This is a genomic window from Saccharothrix isguenensis (assembly GCF_052936305.1).
This window is the reverse complement of the sequence record NZ_CP193626.1, coordinates 2,228,817-2,251,930: the sequence shown is the minus strand read 5'-3', so window position 1 is coordinate 2,251,930 and position 23,114 is coordinate 2,228,817. Positions and strand designations below refer to the sequence as shown.

The window sequence follows — 23,114 nt, the reverse complement described above, 5'->3', positions numbered from 1 at the left end:
GGGCGCGCACTGCATCGCCCAGCGGAGTGCCGTTGCTCCGATCGTCGCCCGGACCGCACGCCGCGTTACACCACCGGGGGATGAGGTGTACCGCCGATCGCCGAGCGGTTCCCGCACGTCACCGGCCGTGATCGACGCGCGGTGATTCCCCGTCGGCGGGCGACGGCGGTGCCCGCCGACGGGGTGTCCTGCGCTGGTGTGGCTAGCGCGAGGCGAGCGGCACGCGGAGTGCCGCCGTCAGCTCGTGAACCACGGTGTCCTGCTCGGCGGCCGTGAGGTCGTGGTAGAGCGGGAGGATCAGCGAGCGGCGGGTGAAGGCCTCCGTCACCGGCAGCTCGACGTGCGGGTGGCCCGCGTACGCCGGTTCCAGGTGGGCCGCCATGATCCCGCGGCGCGCCGACACGCCCCGTTCGGCGAGCCGGGCCAGGACGTCGTTGCGCGACAACGGCGAGTCGTCGGGCAGCATGACCCAGTAGGACTGGTAGTTCGTCGTGCCGTGCTCCGGGTCGCGCACCGCGCGCAGGCCCTGGCCGGTCGACTCCGACACGTCCGCCAGCATCTCGTGGTAGCGGGCCGCGAGTTCACGGCGACGCCGCACGATCGCGTCCAACTTGGACAGCTGCACCAGGCCGACGGCGGCCTGGATGTCGGTCATCCGGTAGTTGAACGCCGTCTCCAGGTAGCTCTCCACGACGGCGCCGCCGCCGCTGTGCCGTTCGGCCGCGCTGACGCTCATGCCGTGCTCGCGCAGCCGCTTGGCGCGGACCGCCCACTCGTCGCGGTTCGTGGTGAGCATCCCGCCCTCACCGGTGGTGATCAGCTTGCGCGGGTGGAACGACCAGGCGGACAGCTCGGCGTCCGCGCCGACCGGCACACCCCGGTAGGTCGAGCCTGCCGCGCACGCCGCGTCCTCCACGACCGTGATGCCGCGTGGTCGGCACAGCGCGCGCAACGGGTCGACGTCGGCGGGCACACCGGCCTGGTGCACCAGGATGACGGCGCGGGTGCGGTCGGTGAGCACCGGTTCGACGGTGGCGGCGGACAGGTTGCCGGTCTCCGGCTCCACGTCGGCGAACACGGGCGTGGCGCCGCAGTAGCGGACCGCGTTGGCGGTGGCGATGAACGACAGCGACGGCACCACGACCTCGTCACCGGGCCGCACGTCCAGCAGGTGCAGCGCGAGGTGCAGCGCGGTGGTGCACGACGTCACCGCGACCGCGTGCACGGCGGCGACGCGGCGGGCGAAGGCGTCCTCGAACGCGGCGACCTTCGGTCCCTGGGCGACCCAGCCGGACAGCACGGCGGCAGCGGCGGCGTCCGCCTCCTCCTGGCCGAGCCACGGCTTCATGACGGGGATCACCTGGACGCCCCGGCCACGGCGTCGCGCCACCAGACCACCAGCTCGCGCAGGCCGTCCACCAGCCCGATCTCCGGCTTCCACCCCAGGTCGCGGGACGCGGCGGAGATGTCGGCGAGGCGGCGGGTGACGCCGTTGACCGCGCGCTCGGGGCCGTGCTCCAGCGGCAGGTCGGAGTCCATCGCGGACAGCATCGCCAGCGCCAGGTCCTTGAGGCTGGTCTCCTCGGCGCTGGCGATGTTGTAGACCTCGTCGGTGACGGGCGCCTTCGCGGCCAGGATGTTGGCGCGCGCGATGTCGTGCACGTGCACGAAGTCCATGGTCTGCGCGCCGTCGCCGAAGATGAGCGGCGGCTTGCCGTCGGCGATGCGCTCCATCCAGCGGATCAGCACCTCGGTGTACTTGCCGTGCGCGTCCATCCGCGGCCCGTAGACGTTGAAGTAGCGCAGGGCCACGTAGTCCAGGCCCTTCATGGCGTGGAAGCTGCGCAGCATGCCCTCGTTGAACGCCTTGGCCGCGCCGTAGAACGTGTCGTTGTTGTACGGGTGGTGCCGCTCGGTGGTGGGGAACACCTCGGCCAGGCCGTACACCGACGCCGACGACGACGCGACGACCTTCTTCACGCCCGCCTCGGCGGCGGCCTCGACGACCGTGAACGTGCCGTCGACCAGGCACTCCAGCGCGAGCCGCGGTTCCTCGGCGCACTGCGTGATCCGGATGGCCGCGAGGTGGAAGACCAGGTCGGTGCCCCGGCTCAGGTCCGCGAGGAGCGCCCGGTCGTTGATGTCGCCCTCCACGACGGTGAGCCGGTCGCCCGCCGACGCGGCGGCGTCGGCCAGGTTCTCCCGCCGGCCGCGGACGAAGTTGTCCAGCACGACCACCTCGGCGGCGCCGGCGGCGAGCAACTGGTCCACCACCGCCGAGCCGATGGTGCCCGCCCCTCCGGTGACGAGGGCCCGTTGCCCGGTGATCGGCTGAGCCGCTTCCGACATGGTGCTTGTCCTTCCGTGTCTTCAGTGGTTACGCGGTGGCGAGCTGGTCGTCGAGCTGCGCCACGGTGACGAACCCGCCGCCGGCGGCGAGGCTGGCGGAGGCGGCTTCCAGGGTCGCCAGCACCCGCAGGCCGGACCAGCCGTCGGTCAGCGGCGCGCGCTTCTCGGTGATGGCGGCGGCGAACTCCGCCATCATCCCGCGCAGCGCCTCCTTCTCCGGCAGCGCCGGTGCGACGGTGTCGCCGCGCCGGTAGGAGATGATCGCCTGGCGGCGGTCCTCGTCGTCCTCGATGCGGTCGGCGCCCCGGTCGTGCACGGACAGGCGCTGCACGGCGTTCAGGTCGTCCCAGACCACCGTGCGGCGCGACCCGCCGACGATCATGGTGCGGATCTTGGTCGGGGACAGCCAGTTCACGTGCACGTGGGCCATCACGCCGTCGGACAGCTCCAGCGTGAGGTGGCCGACGCAGGCACGCCCCGCGCCGATCGGGTCCGAGCCGTGCGCGGCGACCCGCGTCACGCGCACGCCGTCGGGCATGATCGCGTCGAAGATCGACAGGTCGTGCGGCGCGAGGTCCCAGAACACGTCCACGTCGGGCTGCACCAGGCCGAGGTTGACCCGCACCGAGTCGAGGTACTGCACGGTGCCGATCTCGCCGCTGCGCACGAGGTGCCGGAGGTGCTGCACGGTCGGCGTGTAGACGAAGGTGTGGTCGAGCATCAGCGTGAGGCCCCGGCTGTCCGCCTCGCGGACGAGTTCCAGCCCGTCCGCGTAGTTCGCCGCCAACGGCTTCTCCACCAGCACGTGCTTGCCCGCGCGCAACGCGGCCATCGCGACCCGCAGGTGCGTGGCGGCCGGGGTGGCGATGGCGATCGCGTCGACGGCCGGGTCGGCGAGCACGTCGTCCAGCGAGCCGGCCACCCGGACGGTGGAGTAGTCGCCCAGCACGCGGCGGGCCCGTTCCACGTCCAGGTCGCACAGGTAGCGCAGCGTCAACCCGGGGGTGGCCTGGGCGTTGCGCACCAGGTTCGGTCCCCAGTAGCCGGCGCCGATCACGGCGATGCCGATCGGCTGGTCCATCTCGCTCCTCATATCAGTAGGCCCCCTGACCGCCGAAGACGGCGCGGAAGGTCTTCCACAAGATCAACGCGTCGAGCGCGAGCGACCAGTCCTCCACGTACCGGAGGTCGAGCCGCACGGATTCCTCCCACGACAGGTCGCTGCGCCCGGAGACCTGCCACAACCCGGTCAGACCGGGCTTCACCAGCAGCCGGCGGCGCATGTCCGGGCCGTACTTCGCGCTCTCCTCCGGCAGCGGCGGCCGGGGGCCGACCAGCGACATCCGGCCGGCGAGCACGTTGAACAGCTGCGGCAGCTCGTCGAGCGAGTAGCGCCGCAGGAACCGGCCGACGGGCGTGACGCGCGGGTCGCGACGCATCTTGAACAGCACGCCCGCGCCCTCGTTCACGGCCTGGAGCCTGGCGCGCAGCGCGTCGGCGTTGGTGATCATGGTGCGGAACTTCAGGATGGTGAACGGCACGCCGTCCTTGCCGACGCGGCGCTGCTTGTAGAGCACCGGCCCCCTGGTGTCGACCATGATCGCCACCGCGACGGCGAGCAGCACCGGGCTCAGCAGCGCGACCAGCAGGGCCGCGCCGATCTTGTCCACGGTCGCCTTGACCACGCGGCGGAAGCCGGTGAACGACGGTTCGCTGACGCGCAGCAGCGGCATGCCCAGCACACCGGTGACGTGCAGCCGGGGTCCGGCGAAGTCCATCAGGGCGGGCGCGACGACCATCTCGGTGCCGGTGCCCTCCAGGTCCCACGCGAGCCGCTGGAGCCGGCGGGGCGTCCAGTAGGCGTCGGCGGTGACGGCGACGATCCGGTAGCCGCCGCGCCGGACCTGCTCCCCCAGGTCGTCGAACCGGCCGACGACCGGGACGCCTTCGAGTTCGACGCCCACCTCGGCGCGGCCGTCCACGGTGCACACGGCGTCCACGCGCCACCCCAGGTGGGGCGCGCGGCGGGTGCGGCTGATCAAGTCGGTGACGGTGTCGGCGTGGCCGGCGGCGAGCACCGGCAGCAGGCAGCGGCCCTCGCCTCGGGCGCGGTGCAGCGGGCGGCGGAGCAGGTAGCGGACCGGGAAGGCGACCAGGGCGACGGCCGGTCCGACGACGAACACCCACAGGCGTGCGCCGGGCAGGTCGGCGGCGAGCGCGCCCAGGCCCAGCGCGACGACGGAGCCGAACATGCCCCGCCCCAACCGGCGGAACTCCTCCGCGCCCTGGCCGAGGACCGCCGGGTTCCACACCCGGTTGAGGAGCAGCGAGCCGACGACGATCGCGACGGTGACCGATTCGAGGGCGAGCAGGGACAGCGGTGCGAACGAGGCGTGCCGGGCGGACATGATCGCCCCCACGACCATGACGACCACGACGGTGCACAGGACGTCGGCGGCGATCACGCCGTAGCGGTAGGCGGGTTCCCAGGAGCCGACCGTGGGGCTGGTCGTGCGCTTCGTGGCTCCGGCCCCCGTGACGGGTCTGCGTCTCGTGGGCTGGACCTGTTCGCTCATCGTGGGGCTCCCCCGGTGCGGCCTGTTTCCGGCGTGCTCGATCGCAGGGCATCCCCGACGGACCCGCGTGGTGTACGGCAAATGTGCTGCGGCGATTTTATGCCTCGCCAAACGGTCATTCGTCTCGTCGGCGACGTGCGTTACACGAACGGTGAACTACGGCCGGACGGCCATTCCCGGTACGACACTCGGCGCACACGCAGATGAGTCGGCGGGTGACTTCGGGTTACCGCCGCCGGTTCCGGAAAAGGCTTGCCCGACCACCGGGACGCCGCTGTCCACAGTGGCCCGCGGGGAGTCGCGCACGCACGCGGACACGTCCATCGACCGTGGGACGGTTTCCGTTACAGCGACTTCTCGACACGGGTCGGATCCGAACCACAATAGGGTCGAATAGTGTCGGAAGTTCACCGCGCCGGACCGCATGGTGGCGGACCGGAATCACCCGTCCACACAGCGCCTGCGACTATTCGGCGCAACCACTCGGCCACGCGAGGTGACCGGACGGATGCATTTCCCGATCGGCCGGACGTCCGAGGTGACCCACGCCACTTCTCCGGCCACAATGGTGCGGTGGCGATCGTGGTGGCGGTCGGCGGCCTGCTCGGCGCGTTCCACGCCGGCTGGGCGTGGCGCACCCGGCTGTACCCGCGCGGGTGGCGCGGGGTCGTGCTCGGTGTGGTGGACGCCACCTGGAGCCTGCCCAACACGGCGGCGGGCGCGGTGTTCCTGGCGTACGCCCTGGCGCGCGGCAACCGGGTCGACGCGGAGTTCAGCAGGCGCCGGGGAACGCTCGGGCTGCGCGACGGCGTGATCAAGGGCTTCGCCACCACGATCGGCCCGGTGCAGGCCGGGACCGGGATGGGGGTGGACGGCCACGAGGCCGTGCACGTGTTCCAGGCACGGCTGTTCGGGCCCCTGTACCTGCCGCTAGTGGTGGTGAACTGGGTGGTGGCGACCGTGCTGCCGTACTGGCTGCTCTACCACGACCGGTCGGCGGCGCCGATCGACGGCGTGGCGGCCTACTTCCGCCACGGCGTCTACCCGCACTGCTGGCACGAGGAGTGGGCGTACCGCCGCGGCTAGCTGTTCTGTCCTGTGAGGTTGGGTACGCGGGTGGCGGGTGGCTGGCCGCCGAGTGCGGTGTGGCCGCGGTGGTGATTGTAGGTGTGCAGCCATCGCGGCAGCGCCTCTCGCCGCTCGGTCTCGGACCGGTATGCCTGGGCGTAGGCCCATTCGTCGAGCAGGGTGCGGTTGAAGCGTTCGACCTTGCCGTTGGTCTGCGGCCGGTAGGCGCGGGTGCGTTTGTGGGTGATGCCGGACTGGGTGAGGGTGTCGCGCCACAGGTGTGAGCGGTAGCAGGAGCCGTTGTCGGTCAGCACCCGTTTCACCGTCACCCCGGCGGCCCGGAAGAACGCTTGCGCCCTGGTCCAGAACGCGGCGGCGGTCTGCTTGGTCTCGTCCGGGAGGATTTCGGTGTAGGCCAGGCGGGAGTGGTCGTCCACGGCGTTGTGCAGGTAGGCGTAGCCGAGGTTGGGACGGCCGTGGACCTTGCGCGGCCTGCCCGGGTCGCGGTGGGCGGAGCTGTTGCGCCCGCCGGCCTGCCGGCCGTGGACCTTGTGGCCGCCGCCGTCGGGGATGTTGCCCAGCTTCTTGATGTCGACGTGGACCAGGTCGCCGGGCGCGGCGTGTTCGTAGCGGCGCACCGGCACGGCGGTGGCCCGGTCCAGGTGCGCCAGGCGGGCCAGGCCGAAACGCCGCAGCACCCGGTGCACCGTGGAGGGGTTCAGGCCGAGCAGGTAGGCGATGCGGGCCGGCCCCCACCGACGCGCCAGACGCACCTTCACGATGCGGCGCTCGCGGCGGGTCGGCAGGCGGCGTGGGCTGCGGTGGGGGCGGCTGGAGCGGTCGACCAGACCCGCCTCCCCGTGCTCGCGGTAGCGCCGGGCCCAGCGCGCGGCGGTGGTCGGCGAGACCTGGAACCGCTCGGCCGCGCGTCGCAGCGGCCAGCCGTCCTGCACGACACACCGGGCCAGGCGCAGCCTGCCCGCCGGGGTCAGCGGTGCGTTAGCGTGGGTCACGAGGGCCTCCGTGGGCTTGGTGTAGACGTCGCAATCCACACCGAACCCGGAGGCCCTCCCTCATTCCAACATCATCCGACTACGTGTCGGACCGCCCACAACCTCCCAGGGCAGTACAGCTAGCCGTTCGCCTGGTCGTCCACCTGGTCGCTCACCCGGTGGTTCGCCACGACGCGGGCCTTCTCGTCGCCCACCCCGACCACGTCGCCGTCGTGCAGCTGCGCGCCGCGCCGGGTCTCCAGCCGGCCGTTCACCGTGACCTCGTCGGATTCGACCAGTTCACGGGCGTGCGCGCCGTTGTCGGCCAGACCCGCGAGCTTGAGGAACTGGCCCAACCTGATCATGTCGTCGGAGATCCCGACCTCGCGGATGCGCATCGTCCCATCATCCTCCAGCGCGCACGTGCGGGTGCACGTGCGGCTGGTTAACGAGGATTGCACGGACTCGAAACACGGGCGACATCATCCGCACGCGGTTCGGTCTACGGTTCCCGGGATGTGAGCACAGCCAGCTCAGACCCCGAGTTTACCGGCGGCGCGGCACCCCGACGCCGCCGGTCCCTGCGAGGCGAGGTCGGCACGACCGGCGCGCGGTTCGGCCCGCCCTCGCTGCGCCGCGGCACCGAGGACGAGCCGCACGAGCCACCCGAACCGCGCAAGCGTCGGCGGTCGTTGCGCGGCGAGGTGGGCGCCACCGGCGCCCGGTTCGGCTCGGCCGCGCTGCGGCGCACCCTGGACGAGCGACCGGAGGAACAGCCGGAGGACGCGCAGTACGACAGTCCGCACGAGGGTCGGCACGACGATCCGCTGGAGGAGACCGCGCCGATCGACGGCCCCTACGACTACGTCGAGCCGCCGACCTCCCCCACGAGCCGCGAGCCGGAGGCCGAACCGGCCGTGGTCGAGTACTCCGGCCCGCTGGTCCGCCCGTACGCGTGGACCGGTGGCCGCACGTCGGTCGACTACGACCTCCGGCTGGAGACGCTGATCTCGTCGGAGGAGAACGGCATCGCGACCGCGCTGCGCGACACCACCACCGAGCAGCGCTCGATCGTGGAGATGTGCGCCAACCCCCGGTCGGTCGCCGAGGTCTCCGCGTTGCTGTCGGTGCCGCTGGGCGTGGCGCGGGTGCTCCTCAGCGACCTGATCACGATGGGCGTGGTCGCCGTGCACCACAACGCCGCCGCACCGGGCGGCCCGGACCCGACCCTCCTGGACCGGGTGCTAGCCGGCCTGCGCAACCTCTGACCGCAGCCGGCCGAACACCTCGACCAGGGCGGGCAGTTGGTAGTGGGCGTTGAGGCCGCTGGGGTTGGGCAGCACCCACAGCCGCGACGACGCGATGGGCTCGTCCTGCGGGCCGATCCGCGCCGCCTTGCGCCCGAACGCGGCCCGGTACGCCGTCACGCCCACGACCGCCACCACCTTCGGCCGGTGCAGCTCGGCCAGCGCGGTGAGCCGCACCCCGCCGGCCGCCAGTTCCTCGGCGGTCAGCTCGTCCGCCTTCGCGGTCGGGCGGGCGACCAGGTTCGTGACGCCCAGCCCGTACGCGGGCAGCTCGTCCTGCTCGGCGGGACTCAACCGGCGCGGCGTGAAACCGGACAGGTGCAGCGCGGGCCAGAACCGGTTGCCCGGCCGGGCGAAGTGCTGCCCCTTGGCGGCGGACAGCAGGCCGGGGTTGATGCCGCAGAACAGCACGTCCAACCCCGGCCCGACGATGTCCGGCAACGTCACGCCACCACCACCGGGCTGCCGTCCACGACCAGCCGCCAGTCGGTGCGGTGGAACGCGGCCGGGTCGATCTCGCCGTGCGCCCGCACCCACTCGATGATCAGCTGCCGGATCTCCGGTTGTCGGTTGTGCAGCAGCGGCGCGGAGGCGATGTGCGGGAAGTTGCCGCCGCCGGACTGCCGGTAGTTGTTCACCGCCACCGCGAACGCCTGGTCCGGCGTCACCGCGACGCCGTCGTAGGCCAGTCCGGTGATCCGCTGCCCGACCGGGCGCGCCAGGTCGACGTCGTAGGTCGGCGGCGCGTCGAGCCCGGCGGCCACGTCGTAGCCGCGTTCGTTCATCGCGGCGGCCATCGGGTGCACGCGGCGGCGGCCGATGGGTTCGACCTTGGCGCAGTAGTAGGCGAGCGGGGTGCCCTGGACGGTGTCGCCCGCGTCGACCAGCAGGGTGCGGTGCGCGCCGCGTTCCTCGCGGACGGCCTTGACCAGGGTGGACAGCTTCGCCAGGCCGACGTCGTTGTGCCCGGAGTCGTCGAACTCGCGGTCCGCGAAGTAGTCCCCGTTGAAGACGTTGCCGTGCAGGTCGGTGGTGCCGAGGACGGTCAGCGTGAACCGCCGTCCACCGGCCCGGTCGTCCGGGGCCGCGTGGGCCGCGGTGCGGAAGCCCGCGGCGGCGAGCACGCCCGCCGCGCCGCCCGCGAGCACGGCGCGGCGGTGCAAGGGAGATCCGGTCGTGCGGCAGACCGTAGCCATTGACGTTGACTACTCGGGCTGCTTCTCGGCGTCCCCGCCCGAACGCCTGCTCAGGGCGACGGCGACCGCGATGCCGGCCACCGACAGCACCGCCGCGATCAGGATCCACACCCACAACGGCGGGCCGCCGCCGTCGTCCTCGCCCGTGGCGGCCGGGGTGGTGGTCCTGCTGACGCCGGCGCTGAGCGTGGCCACCGAGCCGGTGTCCGGTCCCGAGGTGGGCGTCCCAGCCTGGGACGTCACGGCGGGAGACGTCGCGGCGGGGGACGTCACCGCGGGCTGCGGGGTGACGGCCGGGGCCTGCGGCGCGGGTGGCGCGGTCAGCGTGAACGCGAACGTGCCGTCGGTGAAGTCGCCGTCCAGCGCCTCGACCATCCAGGTCACCTCGTACCGGCCGGCCGGTGAGCCGCTCTCCCCCATCGCGATGGTCAGCGTCGAGCCCTCGGCGGCGACCTCGCCCAACGGCCAGGCGGCGCCGTCCGGGCCGGTCACCGTGACGGTGGCGCTCTCGGCGGGCACCGGTTCGGTGAACGTCAGCGTGAGCCGTGTGGGCCGCTGCGGCAGCGAAGCGCCGTCCGCCGGGTCGCTCGACACCAGTTCCGTGTGGGCGAACGCCTGGGGCGCCGCCCCGAGCAACGCCAGGACCGCCAGGAGAGCCGAGAGCGCCAGTCGTCGGGTCATACCGCTAGTTCTACCGGGTCGGGGGTGTGTCCTGCCCGTCGGTCGAGTCCTTCCTCGCCGGCAGCTGCCCACCACTCTGCCGGCCACCATCCTGGAGGAGGTCGTGGTGCGGCTGCGCGGACTGCTGCGCCGCACCGGCGTCACCGAGTCGACCGCGGGCACCGAGCGGTCGCGCACCTGCTCCTGTTCGTCGCGCCGCGCGCCGGAAAGCGCAGGGGCCAACCTCGCCGCCCCTGCCGGCCACGGCCATCGCGAACACCGCCGCGAACCGCCGGTTCACGTTCGGAACGCGCGGCAGCCGGGGCGCGGGCCGACACCCGTTCGAAGGGTCTTCCGCCGAGAACACCACCTGCACGTGGCAGCGGCGACGATGAACGCGCAGGACGCGGCGACCCTGGCCCCGGCGTCGGGCAAGGCCGTGATCGGGATCGACGGGTGGAGCGGCGGCGGCCCCGCGCCGACGCCGACCGAATACCAGCGGTACGTCGCCGATGGCCGCATCGGATACTTCGTCTCCGGCAGCGGCATGGGCGGGAGCGGCGCACGCGGCGGCACCGGCGAGATCGGCGAGTGGGTCGCCGCGGACCACGAGGCCGTGACGATCGGGGGTCGACCGTCTACCGGCTTTCCCAGCGCGACCCGGACGAAGCGGCGGCCGAGCCCGTGCACGAGACCGTCGACGGCGCGGCGACCGCTTCGTCCACGATGGACCGGACGTTCGGGGATGAGGGGAACAGGTGGGGCGGTGACCGGATCATTCCTCCACGTCATTCGAACGCGTGGTCGAGGTCATCACTCGGTCGGATGACATAGCGGGGTGGTTCCGGGAGGCCCGCCCACGAGCGGTACATGATCGCGGCGGCGTGGGGCAGGAGGTCGCGGCCCCGGCTCCACAGCCACGGGATCCCCTTGAGCACCAACCAACCCACGTGGTGCAGCGGGGTCACCGTCAGCCCGCCCGTGCACACCGACGACACCCGGCCCGGCACCTCGCACCCGGCCTCCGCCAACCGCTCCGCGAACGCCGCCGCCAGCCGGCGGTGCCCCACCTCCGACGGGTGCAGCCGGTCCACCGCCCACGTCTCCACCGAGTACGCGCCGTCCATCAGGTCGAGGTCGACGCACCCGATCCCGTGCCGCCGCACCACCGCGTCGATGATGTCGTTCAGCTCCGAGATCCGCGCCCGCAACGCCCGCCGCAGCGCCCCCGGCAGCCGGAAGACCCTGCTGTGGTCGTGGAAGCGCACCGTGACGACGGCCGACCCGGCCGACACCAGCGCGCCCACGATCGCGTCCAGGTCGACGTGCAGTTGCCTGGCGTCGAAGTCGGACCGCAACGTGTCGTTCATGCCCACCAGCAGCACCGCCGCGTCCGGCCGGAGGGGCAGCACCTTCGGCAGCTGCTCGTGCCGCACCGACGCCACCCGCGCCCCGGTGAACGAGGCGTTCAGGTACCGCGCGTCCGCGAACGCCTCCGCGAGCAGCGGGCCGACGCCACGCCACCCACCGGGCACGGGATCGCCCACGCCCACCGTCGTCGAGTCACCCAGGACCACCAGGCTGCGCACCGTCTTGGCCACGGTGTGACCCTCGCGCAACGACGTGACGCGCCGAGAACGAACAGCGGAACGCTACCGGAATGCCGGGTACAGCGGGAGTTGTGCGGCGGACGACCCGTACCGCGACACGAGCGCCGAGACGACGGCGTCGGCGTGCACCGCGATGTCCGTGACACCCGACGCCAGCGCGTCGGCCTTGAGCCGCAGCCACCTCGCGGTCAGCACCATGATGCGCGGCGGCGAGTCCAGCGGGCGGTGCCCGGACGGCAGCGACAGGTCCAGCCCCGGCAGCCCGCGCCACGTCGCCAGCCACACCCACATCAGCTGGGACTCCAGCAGCCGGGGCAGGAACACGGCGTCGTCGTCCAGGTCCGGCCACACCGACGACACCTCGGCCCGCCACGCCGCGACCATCGCCTCCGACATGCCGGCGGGCAGCCCGTAGGCGCACCAGCACGACGGGAACGGCACCCGCAGGCACGCCGCGTCGAACACGATGTCCCGAACGCACCCGCCCTCGAAGTCGAGGAACCGGACGCCCTTGCTGGTCACGAGGTGGTTGTCCGGACAGGACGTGGACGGGCTGAACGCGCGCCGGCGGGACGTGACGAACCCGCGCACGGCCTGCTCGGCGAACACCGCCACGCTGTCGGGCGTGTCCACTCCCAACGACTCGAACAGCAGCGCGGGCAACCCGGCCAACGCCGTGTGCACGTCCACCACGATCGGATCGGCGCAGCACTGGCTGCCCTGCCGGCGCATCAACGCGTCGAAGTCCGCGTCACGCCCGGCGGTCGTCGCGTGCAGCCGCCCCATGGCGTGCGCCCACGACAGCAGCCCGCGTTCGGCGGCACGCGCGTCGGAACCCAGCAGCTTCTCCGCCAGCCGAGGCGCTTTGCCCAGGTCTTCGAGCACGACGAGCCGCTTGGCGTTGTCCTGCGCGACCAGCTCCGGGGTGAGGCGTTCCTCGGACGGCAGCGCGGTGAGCAGCTTGTGGCTCACCACCTCGTGCGCGAACGGGTCGCGGTCGGCCACCCGCGACGGGTAGCGCTTGACCACGAGCGTGCGCGGCAGGGAGAACGGCGTGTGCGCCACCCGGACGCGGACGACGACGGACCGGCCCGCTCCCCCCAGGTCTTCGGGGTCGGCCAGTCGAACCGGTGCGCCGAACCTCCCGCTCAACACCGATTCGGCCGCTGCCACGGCGGCGTCCAGCTCGGAAGGGGCAGCGTCGTCGATGTCCTGCGGGCCGGCGGTGATCTCCACGCTCATCTCCTCCGACCCTACTCCCGGTGGCCACCGACCTGACAGAACCCGTCCGGGCAACGTGACGGTAGTGCTCACCTCCGGCGGATACCACCCTCTGTGGAAAATGCCGCCCGGTCAGCCCTTCGCGAGCGGTCGTCCCAGGTCGCGGGGCTGGTCACGGCGCAGGCGCAACGCCAGTACCAGCGCAGCCGCCGCCACGACGCCCACCAGGTTCACCGCGAGCTGTGCCACGGACTGGAGGCATATGTCCCACTCACCGAGAACGGCCGCCACCGCGGCGAAGCCCGCGGCGGGCACGGTGGTGACCGAAATGAACACCCCGACGAGCGCCGCGGACTTGGCGGACGTCATCGACAGCATCCCGGCCGCGCCGGCGAGCAGCGCCACGATCAACGAGAACGGCCCCACCGCGAAGACGAAGTCGACCTCGTGCGCGGCGAGGACCATCCCCCGGTCGAACAGGTCGGTGTAGGACCCGGCGAACGCGGCCACGGCGGTGATCGACATGGCTGCCGGGAACCCGATCGCCAGTGCCGTCGCGGCTCTCCGCACCAGGTCCCAGCGCCGCAGCACCAGGCCGACGGCGATCGCGGCCAGGGGGCCGAACTCCGGTCCGACGACCATCGCGCCGACGATGGTGATCGGCGAGTTCGTCACCACGCCGACCGCCGCGAGCAGGCACGCGATGACCAGGAACGACAGGAACGTGGCGTTGAGCCGGGACTCCTCGCCGGTGCGGGCCAGCAGTTCCTCCCACACCACGGCGTCCGCGGCCTCACCTGGTGCTTTCTCCTCGGCCCGGTCGGCCGAGTCGGAGAGGGCGGTGTCGATCAGCCCCAGCGTGACGCCGCCGTCGCGGTCGACGCCGAGGTCGCACAGGGAGGCCACCACCGCGTCGGTGGCCTCCCTGGCGACCTCGGCTTCCACCACGTCACCCGCGGGCTCGACCGCCGCGCCGCGCAGCACCACGACGTGCGTGACGCCGGGGTGCCCGGTCAGCGCGGCCAGCACCTCGTCGGTGCGGTCGGCCGGGCAGATGGCCCGCAGGTGCAGCACGGCCTACTGGGCCGGCTTCTCGGCCTTCTCGCCACCGGTCTTCTCGGGTGCGGGCTTGGCGTCCACACCCGCCTCCTTGCGCTGCTGCGGGGTGATCGGCGCGGGCGCGGCGGTCAGCGGGTCGTAGCCGCCGCCGCTCTTCGGGAACGCGATGACCTCGCGGATCGAGTCGAACCCGCCGAGCAGCATGGCGATCCGGTCCCAGCCGAACGCGATGCCGCCGTGCGGCGGCGCGCCGTACTTGAACGCGTCGAGCAGGAAGCCGAACTTCTCCTGCGCCTCCTCGGGACCGATGCCCATGACCTGGAACGCCCGCTGCTGCACGTCGGCGCGGTGGATACGGATCGACCCGCCGCCGATCTCGTTGCCGTTGCAGACGATGTCGTAGGCGTAGGCCAGCGCGTTGCCCGGGTCCTCCTCGAAGCGGTCGATCCACTCCGGGGTGGGCGAGGTGAACGCGTGGTGCAGGGCGGTCCACTTGCCGCTGCCCACCGCGACGTCGTCGCCGATCTTGTCGACCGCCTCGAACATCGGGAAGTCCACCACCCACACGAACGACCAGGCGTCCTCGTCGATCAGGCCGACGCGGTGCGCGATCTCCACGCGAGCCGCGCCGAGCAGCGCACGGGCGCCGTCCGGCTCGCCCGCGCCGAAGAACACGCAGTCACCGGGGTTGGCGCCGACGGCCTTGGCCAATCCGTCGCGCTCGGCGTCGGACAGGTTCTTGGCGACCGGGCCGCCGAGCGTGCCGTCCTCGTTGACCAGCACGTACGCCAGTCCGCGCGAGCCGCGCTGCTTGGCCCAGTCCTGCCACGCGTCGAGCGTGCGGCGGGGCTGCGACGCGCCGCCGGGCATGACGACCGCGCCGACGTAGGCCGCCTGGAACACCCGGAACGGGGTGTCCTTGAAGTAGTCGGTCAGCTCGGTCAGCTCGAGGTCGAAGCGCAGGTCCGGCTTGTCGGTGCCGTACTTGGCCATCGCCTCGGCGTAGGAGATGCGGCGGAACGGCCGGGCGATCTCGTGGTCGGCCAGCTCCTTCCACAGGGCGGAGATCACCTGCTCGCCGAGCGCGATCACGTCGTCCTGCTCGACGAAGCTCATCTCGATGTCGAGCTGGGTGAACTCGGGCTGCCGGTCGGCGCGGAAGTCCTCGTCCCGGTAGCAGCGGGCGATCTGGTAGTACCGCTCCAGGCCGCCGACCATCAGCAGCTGCTTGAACAGCTGGGGCGACTGCGGCAGCGCGTACCAGGAGCCGGGGCGCAGCCGGGCGGGCACCAGGAAGTCGCGCGCGCCCTCGGGGGTGGAGCGGGTGAGGGTCGGGGTCTCGACCTCGACGAACTTCTCCGCGTGCAGCACCTCGCGGGCGATCCGGTTGGCCTCGCTGCGCAGCCGCATGGCCTTGGCCGGGCCGCCGCGGCGCAGGTCGAGGTAGCGGTGGCGCAGGCGCGCCTCCTCGCCGACCTCCAGGTGCTCGTCCAGCTGAAAAGGCAGCGGGGCGGACTCGTTGAGCACTTCCAGCTCGGTGGCGTAGACCTCGATGTCACCGGTGGGCAGGTCGGGGTTCTCGCTGCCCTCGGGCCGGCGGGTCACGTCGCCGACGACCTTGACGACGTACTCCGAGCGCAGCTTGTGGGCGCGTTCGGCCATCTCGCCCTCGCGGAAGACGACCTGGGCGATACCGGTGGCGTCCCGGAAGTCGATGAAGATCACCCCGCCGTGATCGCGCCTTCGGGCCACCCACCCGGTCAGGGTGACGGACTGCCCGGCGTGCTCGGCGCGGAGCGTCCCGGCCTCGTGCGTGCGCATCACGGGTACTGCTCTCCTCGGGTTGACTCAAACGTGGGGCCACCTGGACCGACGGCTGGTCGTCAAGGCTACTGAACGACCCCGCGGCCGACGCCACCAGGTTTCCCCGCTCCAGTCGGAGCGTCCTGGGGCCCCTTCGCGGGCACTGAGATCCCGTGGTGGTCGGACACCTGCTCGCGGGTTCCTTGATCCTTCCGCGCCGCCCGCCGAGCCGATCCCGACGCTCGCTTGCGAGTACCCGCCGACCACCGAGGGGTCGACGGGGCGGACGAACCCGCCCGACGACGGCCAGGTGCCCGCCGGCGGCACCGTGGCGGTCCGCGTCGACACCAACCGGGGCCGGGTCGACGTGGAGCTGGACGCCCAGAGCGCGCCGTGCTCGGTGCACAGCTTCCGCCTCCTGATCGAGGAGCGGTCCTACCCGTCCACGTCGTGCCACCGGCTCGCCGTGGAGGGGGACTGGATAATCCGGCGCGGCGACCCTCTGGGCACCGGCATGGGCGGACCGGCTACACCTACGACGACCCGAGGCCCGGACCGGCGACTACACGCGCGGCGTGGTCGCGATGGCCAACGCGGGCACTCCCGGCACCAACGGCAGTTAGTTCTTCATCGTCCACCAGGACAGCCCGCTGATCGGTGCGGACTTCCCGGTGATCGGCCGCGTCACCAGGGGCATCGAGGTGATCGACCGGGTGGCCGAGGCAGGCCTCGCCGAAGGCACCGACATCCCCCGGGGCGGCGGCAGGCCGGCCACCTCGTTGGAGTTCCTCGCGGTGGAACCGGCCTGAACGCGACCGGGGCCGCCCCCCGGAGGGACGGCCCCGGCTCACGTGCTGCCGATCAGGCGGTGGGCGCCAGGTAGAGCAGGCGGTTCGGGGAACCGCTGCCCGGGCTGGTCACCTTGCTCGGGGTCGACTGGCCGATCAGGTAGCTCGCCACCTGGGCCGGGGTCGCCGTGCGGGCGCCCTGGAGGTAGCGGGCAGCCGCGCCGGCGACGTGCGGGGCCGCCATCGAGGTGCCGCTGATGGTGTTGGTGGCGGTGTCACCGGTGTGCCACGCCGAGGTGATCGACGAGCCCGGCGCGAAGATGTCGAGCACCGTGCCGTAGTTCGAGTAGCTGGCGCGGGCGTCGGTGCTGGTGGTCGCGCCGACAGTGATCGCCTCCGTCACGCGGGCCGGCGAGTAGTTGCCCGCGTTGGCGTTGCTGTTGCCCGCCGCGACGGCGAACGTGACGCCCGCCGAGACCGCGCGGCGCACGGCCGCGTCGATCGTGGTGGACGCGCCGCCGCCGAGGCTCATGTTCGCCACGGCCGGCTTGACGTGGTTGCGGGCGACCCAGTCGATGCCCTCGACCACGTCGGCCGTGGTGCCGCTGCCGGCGTTGTTCAGCACGCGCACGCCGTACACCGTCGCGCCCTTGGCGACGCCGTACTGGCTGCCCGCGATGGTGCCCGCGACGTGCGTGCCGTGGCCGTTGCCGTCCTGGGCGACGCTGTCGTTGTCGACCGCGTCCCAGCCGTTGCGCGCCCGGCCGCCGAACGTGGTGTGGCTGATCCGCACGCCGGTGTCGATGACGTAGACGTTCACGCCCGAGCCGGTGGAGGTGTAGCTGTAAGCCCGGTCGAGCGGCAGGTTCCGCTGGTCGGTGCGGTCCAAGCCCCACGACGGCGGGTTGCTCTGCGTCGCCTGGGTGTGGAAGACCTGGTCCTGCTCGACGTACTCGACGGCCGGGTTGGCCGCGAGCCGCTTGGCCGCCGCCTCGGGCAGCGACACGGAGAAGCCGTTGAGCGCGGTGCGGAACACCGTGTCGACCCGGCCGCCGTACTGGCCCGCCAAGCTCTCCGCGGACGCGGCCGAGCCGTCCTTGAGCTTGACGATGAAGTGGTTCTGCACCTTGTGCTTGGCGTCGGCGGCGCGGATCTCGCCCTCGGCGGCCTGCGCGGGGGCGGCCAACAGGGAGGTCGCGGTGACGGCGAGCGCCGCCGCCCCGAACCCGGCCAGGAACCGGACCTGTCGTGACTGTCGCATGCGGATTCCGTTCTTCGAACGGTGGCCCCAACGCACCCCGAGGAGCTTCGCAGGGCTCGGGGGTGACGGTGGGCCACCTATCCCTCGCTGACCGTCACAACGTAGGCAACCAGGGCGTTCACACGGAAGGGTGAACAATTGCCAGTTATCCGGGAGCGTCAACAATCGGCCCGACGTGCGGGTTCCCAGAATGCGGGCGCGGTTGTGTGACGACGGCGCTACCGTCCGGACATGCGCTTGCAACCCGTCACCGAGGACAACTACGCGGCCGTCATCGGCCTGGAGGTCCACGAAGAGCAACGGGCGTTCGTCGCGACGAACCTCAAGTCGATCGCGGACGCCTGGATCCACCGCCCCAAGCTGCAGCCGCTCGCGCTGGTGAGCGGAACCGAGCTGGTGGGCTTCACCCTTCTGGAACGGGACAGCCCGAAGGCGCTGCACATCGTCCGGTTCATGATCGATCGGCGGACCCAGGGCCGCGGGCTCGGCCGCAAGGGGCTGGCCGCGATCGCCGACGTGGCCCGCGCCGAGGGCCGCACCGAGCTGGTGCTGAGCGTCGTGCCGGGGAACGCGGTGGCGCGCGGCCTGTACGCGGCGTTCGGATTCACCGACACGGGTGAAGTGGACGAGGGTCAACTCGTGATGCGCCACGAGCTCGCCCCGTCGGCTCACTCGGCTCAGCTCACCGGCGACTAGTCCTACCAGGGCACCGGCCCCTCGTCGTCGGTGAAGGTGCCGGTGGGCCCGTCGGCGGGGATGGTGGCCATCCGGACGACGGCCACCGCGCCCTGGGCGGCGGTGCGGTGGCCCGAGTGGTTGTTCAGGTCGGTGGCGCAGTAGCCGGGGCAGACGGCGTTGACGAGGATCCCGTCGGGGCGCAGGTCCTGTGCGTACTGCACGGTCAGGGCGTTCAGCGCGGTCTTGGACGGCACGTAGCCGGCGGAGACGGGGCCGGCGGCGCCGAGCACGGGGTCGGACATGAGGGCCAGCGAGCCGACTGAGCTGGAGACGTTGACGACGCGCGGGGCGGCAGAGCGGCGGAGCAGCGGCAGCAGGGCGTTGGTGACGGTGATGACGCCGAAGAAGTTGGTCTCGAAGATGGAGCGGACGGCGTCGAGGTCGGCGGAGCGGGGGCGCTGGCCGGCCAGGTCCGGCTGGGCCGCCGGGCTCGTCCGGTCGCCGCCCGGGGGACGGCTCACGCCCGCGTTGTTGACCAGCGCGTCGAGCCTGCCGTGCCGGGCCTCGACCACGTCGGCGGCCGCGGCGGCGGAGGCGGGGTCGGTCACGTCGAGCACGACGGAGGTGACGTCGGCGCCGGTGGCGCGCAGGTCCGCGGCGGCCTCCTCGCCGAGTTCGGCGCTGCGCGCGCCGATCACGACGGTGTGCCCCAGCGCGGCGAGCTGGGCGGCGACCTCGCGGCCGATGCCCTTGTTGGCCCCGGTGACCAGGGTGATCGTGGTGTCGTTCATGGCTCCAGGGCACCACGGTCGAGCCCGCGCGGGCCAAGACCGATGCCGCCACGACCGATACCCTGCGGGTATGGACGCACTGGAGACGCGCGAGCTCCGGTATTTCGTGGCCGTCGCCGAGGAGCTGCACTTCGGCCGGGCCGCCCGGCGGCTCGGCATGGCGCAGCCGCCGCTGTCCCGCGCCGTCCAGCGGCTCGAACGGCGGATCGGCGTGGTGCTGCTGGAGCGCACGAGCCGCGCGGTGAGCCTGACGCCCGCGGGTGCCGTCTTCCTCGCGGAGTGCCACAAGGCGCTCGACGCGGTCGCTGCGGCCGTGCGGCGGGCGCAGCGGGCGGGACGGGACGTGCCGCGGTTGACGGTGGTGATGAAGCCCGAGGGGGACGCGGGCCTGTTCGAGCGGATCGTGCCGGTGTACCGGCGGGACCCGGACGCCATCGAGGTCGAGGTGGTGGTGTGCGGGATCGGCGAGCAGGCGCGGACGCTGCGCGACGGGCGCGCCGACCTCGCGTTCCTGCACGCCCCGCACGACGACCTCGACGGGTTCGACACCGAACTGCTGCTGACCCAGGACCAGGTGGCGGTGCTCCCCCGCGACCACCGACTGGCCGACCGCGCCGCACTGGTGCTGGCGGACCTCGACGGCGAACCGTTCCCCCACTACCCCGGCACGAGCCCGGTAGGGGCGAGCGGACCGGAGGTGCGCGACGGCGCGCAGTTGATGCAGCTGGTCGCCTTGGGCCAGGTGGTCGCCGTGCTCCCGGAATCGGTGCGGCGCCACGCGCGGTCGGACGTGGTGTGCGTGCCGCTGCTCGACGCGCCCAGGAGTTCGATCCTGTTGGCGTGGCCGGAGCGGACGCGATCACGGGCGGTGGCCGCGTTCGTCCGGGCGAGCACGGAGGTCGCGGCGGGTGGCCGGGCCGTCGGGACGGTGGCTGCCCGACCATGACCGGCCCTCGTGCTCGGTGGCGACGTGGCCGCCACCGAGCACGAGATCACCACGCCGTCACGGTGACCGTCGCGGTCGGCCGACGCGGCTCACCTGGTCGGAGTACGGCACGCTCACCTGGTCGGAGCCCAGCACGCTCACCGGGCCGGCGGCCAGTGGAGCAGTCGGCCCCACGACAGCGGCGTGGACTGGCCGACGACCGCCGAGTGCACCTGCGCGGGCGTCGCCGCGGGGTTGGCCTGGAGGTACCTCAGCGTCACGCCGGTGACGTAGGCGGTGGACAGCGACGTGCCGCTGAGCGTGGTGATGGCCGTGTCGCCGGTGTGCCACGCCACCGTGATGCCGACGCCGAACGCGTAGACGTCGACCACCGCGCCGTAGTTGGAGAACGTGGCGCGGGTGTCCGTCCTGGTGGACGAGCCGGAGGTGATCGCCTCCGCCACCCGGGCCGGCGAGTGGTTCACCGCGTTGGCATTGCTGCCGCCCGCCGTCACGGACGCGGTCACGCCGGCGGCGATGAGCCGCCGCACCGCGTCGTCCATCGCGGTCGACGGGCCGCCGCCGAGGCTGAGGTTCGCCGACGCGGGCTTGACGTGGTTGCGCGCCACCCAGTCGATCCCCGCGATGACACCGGCGGTGGTGCCGCTGCCGGAGGCGTTGAGCACCCGGACACCGCACACCAGGGCTTCCTTGGCGACGCCGTGGGTGCGGCCCGCGATGAGCGACGCGACGGCCGTGCCGTGGCCGTTGGCGTCCTCGGGGACGGTGTCGTTGTCGACGACGTCGTAGCCGGCGCAGGACCGGCCCGCGATCTCGGTGTGCGTGGACCGGACACCCGTGTCGATCACGTACGCCCTGGTGCGCGCCCCGGTCGTGGTGTAGCTGTACTTTCCGTCCACCGGCAGCGCGCGCTGGTCGATCCGGTCCAGGCCGAACGGCGGGTCGAGCTGGGTGGTGTGGGCGTGCACGACCTGGTCCTGCTCGACGTACTCGACCGCCGGGTCGGCGGCGAGCCGGCGGGCCTGCTCCCCGGTCAAGGTCGCCGCGAAGCCGCCGAACGAGGCGAAACTCCGCGTCACCCGTCCCCCGAACCTGGCTTCGACACGACCGGCCTCCACCGACCCGGCCACCACGGAGTCCTTGAGCTTGACGATGTAACCACCGGGCACGGCAGTCGCCGAACCGGCGTGCAGCACCACGCCCTCGGCGTGAGCCGGAGTGGTGAGGGTGGCGGCGGCGAGGGCCGCGACTCCCAGGGCGGACAACAACTTGCGCATGAGCAGGGTTCCTTTGCAGGGGAAGGGACCCCGACGCGGGTCGTGCGCCGGGGCGCGCCGGCGCGGCTACCTCGCGGGAGACCAGTGCAGCAGCCGTCCGCCCCACGACAGCGGCGTCGCCTCGCGCACGATCTCGGCGTGCACTTCGGCAGGGGTGGCGGACGGCGTGGACTGGAGGTACCGGGCGGCGACACCGGTGACGAACGCCGTCGCCATGGACGTGCCGCTGAGCGTGACGACCGCGGTGTCGCCGGTGTGCCACGCGGAGACGATGTTGGCGGCCAGCGCGTACAGGTCCACGCCGGTGCCGTGGTTGGAGAACGGCGCCCTGGCGTCGGACTGGTTGGTGCCACCGGACGTGATGGCCTGGGTGACCCTGGCGGGCGAGGTGGTCGCGACGCTGCCGCTGCTGCCCGCCGTGACGGACGCGGTGATGCCCGAGGCGATCATGCGGCGCACCGCGTCGTCCAGCGCGACCGAGGCCGCGCCGCCCAGGCTGAAGTTCGCCACGGCGGGACGGGCGGCGTTCCGCGTCACCCAGTCCACGCCCGCGATGACACCGGAGGTGGTGCCGCTGCCGGCGCCGTTGAGGACCCGCACGCCCGCCACCCGCGCGTTCTTCGCCACGCCGTACGTGCGGCCGGCGATGAGGCCCGCGACGTGCGTGCCGTGCCCGTTGTCGTCCTGCGAGACGAAGTCGTTGTCGACGGCGTCGTAGCCGTGGACGGCACGGCCGCCGAACTCGTGGTGGGTGACCCGGATGCCGGTGTCGATGACGTACGCGGTGATGCCGGTGCCGACGGACGTGTAGCTGTAGGTGGTGCTCAGCGGCAGGCCGCGCTGGTCGATCCGGTCCAGGCCCCACGGCGCGCCGGTCTGGGTCGCCAACGCACCGATGCCGTTGGCGTGCACGACCTGGTCCTGCTCGACGTACTCGACCGCCGGGTCGGCGGCGAGCCGGCGGGCCTGCTCCCCGGTCAAGGTCGCCGCGAAGCCGCCGAACGAGGCGAAACTCCGCGTCACCCGTCCCCCGAACCTGGCTTCGACACGACCGGCCTCCACCGACCCGGCCACCACGGAGTCCTTGAGCTTGACGATGTAACCACCGGGCACGGCAGTCGCCGAACCGGCGTGCAGCACCACGCCCTCGGCGTGAGCCGGAGTGGTGAGGGTGACGGGCAGCAGGGTCGCTGTCAGCAGGGTGGCGGTCAGGGCGGCCGGGGTGAGGCCGGGTAAGAGCTTGCGCATGCGGCTTTCCTTTGCAGGGGAAGGGAACCTGGCGCGGATCGCGCGTCGGGACCTGCCAGTGTGCCGAACTCCGGTCCGGTGGTGGTCCTCCACTTGGCCCAGTCCCAGGGGTGGGAGGGCGGACGTGCGGCCACCCGGTGGACGCCACCGGCGGTCCGGCCGCCATACGCTTGGCGGACCGGTCCCACAACGTGATTGAGAAGCTATTCAACGCTGTGGAGAAATTCCTTTCGACAGTGCGGTCGAAACGAACGTCGAACGCATACCCGCATAGTGCGGAGAAG

23 protein-coding genes and 1 pseudogene are annotated in these 23,114 nt (G+C 72.5%); 7 read left to right on the top strand and 17 right to left on the bottom strand.

Features of this window, described 5'->3' with window-relative positions; genetic code table 11:
• Positions 1-202 precede the first annotated feature (202 nt).
• From ACRAKI_RS10865 to ACRAKI_RS10850, 4 genes are read right to left on the bottom strand one after another with little or no spacing between them, the layout of a single operon-like run.
• Positions 203-1,390, bottom strand: a complete 1,188-nt coding sequence (locus ACRAKI_RS10865) for a DegT/DnrJ/EryC1/StrS family aminotransferase (protein WP_447006927.1) — start codon at positions 1,388-1,390, stop codon at positions 203-205.
• Positions 1,357-2,349, bottom strand: a complete 993-nt coding sequence (locus ACRAKI_RS10860; RefSeq protein ID WP_447006926.1) for an SDR family NAD(P)-dependent oxidoreductase — start codon at positions 2,347-2,349, stop codon at positions 1,357-1,359. Before ACRAKI_RS10860 ends, ACRAKI_RS10865 begins: the two co-directional genes overlap by 34 nt.
• A gap of 28 nt (positions 2,350-2,377) precedes the next feature.
• Complete coding sequence (locus ACRAKI_RS10855; protein ID WP_447006925.1) at positions 2,378-3,430, bottom strand: Gfo/Idh/MocA family protein; 1,053 nt, start codon at positions 3,428-3,430, stop codon at positions 2,378-2,380.
• A gap of 13 nt (positions 3,431-3,443) precedes the next feature.
• Positions 3,444-4,925: a sugar transferase gene (locus ACRAKI_RS10850; protein WP_447006924.1), complete on the bottom strand. Its 1,482-nt coding sequence runs from the start codon at positions 4,923-4,925 to the stop codon at positions 3,444-3,446.
• A gap of 573 nt (positions 4,926-5,498) precedes the next feature.
• Between ACRAKI_RS10850 and ACRAKI_RS10845 the strand changes: the two genes are divergently transcribed.
• A complete protein-coding gene (locus ACRAKI_RS10845) occupies positions 5,499-6,011 on the top strand; it encodes a hypothetical protein (protein ID WP_447006923.1) in 513 nt (170 codons plus the stop codon).
• On the opposite strand, the gene ACRAKI_RS10840 is transcribed toward ACRAKI_RS10845, so the two are convergent.
• Both ACRAKI_RS10840 and ACRAKI_RS10835 read right to left on the bottom strand, forming a co-directional pair.
• Entirely contained in the window at positions 6,008-7,006 is a 999-nt protein-coding gene (locus ACRAKI_RS10840; RefSeq protein WP_447003591.1) for an IS481 family transposase, read from the bottom strand. The genes ACRAKI_RS10845 and ACRAKI_RS10840 overlap by 4 nt on opposite strands.
• 119 nt (positions 7,007-7,125) lie before the next feature.
• A complete protein-coding gene (locus ACRAKI_RS10835) occupies positions 7,126-7,383 on the bottom strand; it encodes an RNA-binding S4 domain-containing protein (RefSeq protein WP_447006922.1) in 258 nt (85 codons plus the stop codon).
• Between the two features lie 120 nt (positions 7,384-7,503).
• Here ACRAKI_RS10835 and ACRAKI_RS10830 point away from each other — a divergent pair, with 120 nt between their 5' ends.
• Positions 7,504-8,253 carry a DUF742 domain-containing protein gene (locus ACRAKI_RS10830; RefSeq protein ID WP_447006921.1) on the top strand — a complete coding sequence of 250 codons (750 nt, stop codon included), beginning with the start codon at positions 7,504-7,506 and terminating at the stop codon, positions 8,251-8,253.
• On the opposite strand, the gene mug is transcribed toward ACRAKI_RS10830, so the two are convergent.
• The 3 genes from mug to ACRAKI_RS10815 are packed head-to-tail and all read right to left on the bottom strand — an operon-like array spanning position 8,230 to position 10,169.
• A complete protein-coding gene (gene mug, locus ACRAKI_RS10825) occupies positions 8,230-8,739 on the bottom strand; it encodes a G/U mismatch-specific DNA glycosylase (protein ID WP_447006920.1) in 510 nt (169 codons plus the stop codon). The two genes, ACRAKI_RS10830 and mug, sit on opposite strands and share 24 nt — an antisense overlap.
• On the bottom strand, positions 8,736-9,455 hold the full coding sequence (locus ACRAKI_RS10820) for a 5'-nucleotidase C-terminal domain-containing protein (RefSeq protein WP_447006919.1): 720 nt from the start codon (positions 9,453-9,455) through the stop codon (positions 8,736-8,738). Before ACRAKI_RS10820 ends, mug begins: the two co-directional genes overlap by 4 nt.
• Before the next feature lie 42 nt (positions 9,456-9,497).
• Positions 9,498-10,169: a copper resistance CopC family protein gene (locus tag ACRAKI_RS10815; RefSeq protein ID WP_447006918.1), complete on the bottom strand. Its 672-nt coding sequence runs from the start codon at positions 10,167-10,169 to the stop codon at positions 9,498-9,500.
• 370 nt (positions 10,170-10,539) lie between these two features.
• On the opposite strand from ACRAKI_RS10815, the gene ACRAKI_RS10810 reads away from it, so the two are divergent.
• The gene (locus ACRAKI_RS10810) at positions 10,540-10,977 is read left to right on the top strand and encodes a hypothetical protein (RefSeq protein ID WP_447008385.1); all 438 of its coding nucleotides are present in this window, start codon (positions 10,540-10,542) and stop codon (positions 10,975-10,977) included.
• Here the strand turns inward: ACRAKI_RS10810 and ACRAKI_RS10805 are convergent.
• From ACRAKI_RS10805 to aspS, 4 genes are all read right to left on the bottom strand, one after another.
• Entirely contained in the window at positions 10,937-11,749 is an 813-nt protein-coding gene (locus ACRAKI_RS10805) for an SGNH/GDSL hydrolase family protein (RefSeq protein ID WP_447006917.1), read from the bottom strand. The genes ACRAKI_RS10810 and ACRAKI_RS10805 overlap by 41 nt on opposite strands.
• Positions 11,750-11,800: 51 nt before the next feature.
• A complete protein-coding gene (locus ACRAKI_RS10800; protein WP_447006916.1) occupies positions 11,801-13,000 on the bottom strand; it encodes a hypothetical protein in 1,200 nt (399 codons plus the stop codon).
• 111 nt (positions 13,001-13,111) lie between these two features.
• Positions 13,112-14,053, bottom strand: a complete 942-nt coding sequence (locus ACRAKI_RS10795) for a DUF389 domain-containing protein (protein ID WP_447006915.1) — start codon at positions 14,051-14,053, stop codon at positions 13,112-13,114.
• Between the two features lie 3 nt (positions 14,054-14,056).
• Entirely contained in the window at positions 14,057-15,862 is a 1,806-nt protein-coding gene (aspS, locus tag ACRAKI_RS10790) for an aspartate--tRNA ligase (RefSeq protein WP_447006914.1), read from the bottom strand.
• Here aspS and ACRAKI_RS10785 point away from each other — a divergent pair.
• Positions 15,804-16,355 (top strand): annotated as a pseudogene (locus ACRAKI_RS10785) (peptidylprolyl isomerase); the annotation flags it as partial. The gene aspS and the pseudogene ACRAKI_RS10785 sit on opposite strands and share 59 nt — an antisense overlap.
• Positions 16,356-16,512: 157 nt before the next feature.
• On the top strand, positions 16,513-16,650 hold the full coding sequence (locus tag ACRAKI_RS10780; RefSeq protein ID WP_447008628.1) for a hypothetical protein: 138 nt from the start codon (positions 16,513-16,515) through the stop codon (positions 16,648-16,650).
• A gap of 52 nt (positions 16,651-16,702) precedes the next feature.
• On the opposite strand, the gene ACRAKI_RS10775 is transcribed toward ACRAKI_RS10780, so the two are convergent.
• Positions 16,703-17,890: a S8 family peptidase gene (locus ACRAKI_RS10775; RefSeq protein WP_447006913.1), complete on the bottom strand. Its 1,188-nt coding sequence runs from the start codon at positions 17,888-17,890 to the stop codon at positions 16,703-16,705.
• Positions 17,891-18,121: 231 nt separating this feature from the next.
• On the opposite strand from ACRAKI_RS10775, the gene ACRAKI_RS10770 reads away from it, so the two are divergent.
• Positions 18,122-18,586, top strand: a complete 465-nt coding sequence (locus ACRAKI_RS10770) for a GNAT family N-acetyltransferase (RefSeq protein WP_447006912.1) — start codon at positions 18,122-18,124, stop codon at positions 18,584-18,586.
• 2 nt (positions 18,587-18,588) lie between these two features.
• On the opposite strand, the gene ACRAKI_RS10765 is transcribed toward ACRAKI_RS10770, so the two are convergent.
• Complete coding sequence (locus tag ACRAKI_RS10765; protein ID WP_447006911.1) at positions 18,589-19,359, bottom strand: SDR family NAD(P)-dependent oxidoreductase; 771 nt, start codon at positions 19,357-19,359, stop codon at positions 18,589-18,591.
• Between the two features lie 70 nt (positions 19,360-19,429).
• On the opposite strand from ACRAKI_RS10765, the gene ACRAKI_RS10760 reads away from it, so the two are divergent.
• Positions 19,430-20,305, top strand: a complete 876-nt coding sequence (locus ACRAKI_RS10760) for a LysR family transcriptional regulator (protein WP_447006910.1) — start codon at positions 19,430-19,432, stop codon at positions 20,303-20,305.
• 137 nt (positions 20,306-20,442) lie between these two features.
• Here ACRAKI_RS10760 and ACRAKI_RS10755 read toward each other — a convergent pair whose 3' ends face one another.
• A complete protein-coding gene (locus ACRAKI_RS10755; protein WP_447006909.1) occupies positions 20,443-21,582 on the bottom strand; it encodes a S8 family peptidase in 1,140 nt (379 codons plus the stop codon).
• 66 nt (positions 21,583-21,648) lie between these two features.
• Complete coding sequence (locus tag ACRAKI_RS10750) at positions 21,649-22,830, bottom strand: S8 family peptidase (RefSeq protein ID WP_447006908.1); 1,182 nt, start codon at positions 22,828-22,830, stop codon at positions 21,649-21,651.
• Positions 22,831-23,114: the final 284 nt, after the last annotated feature.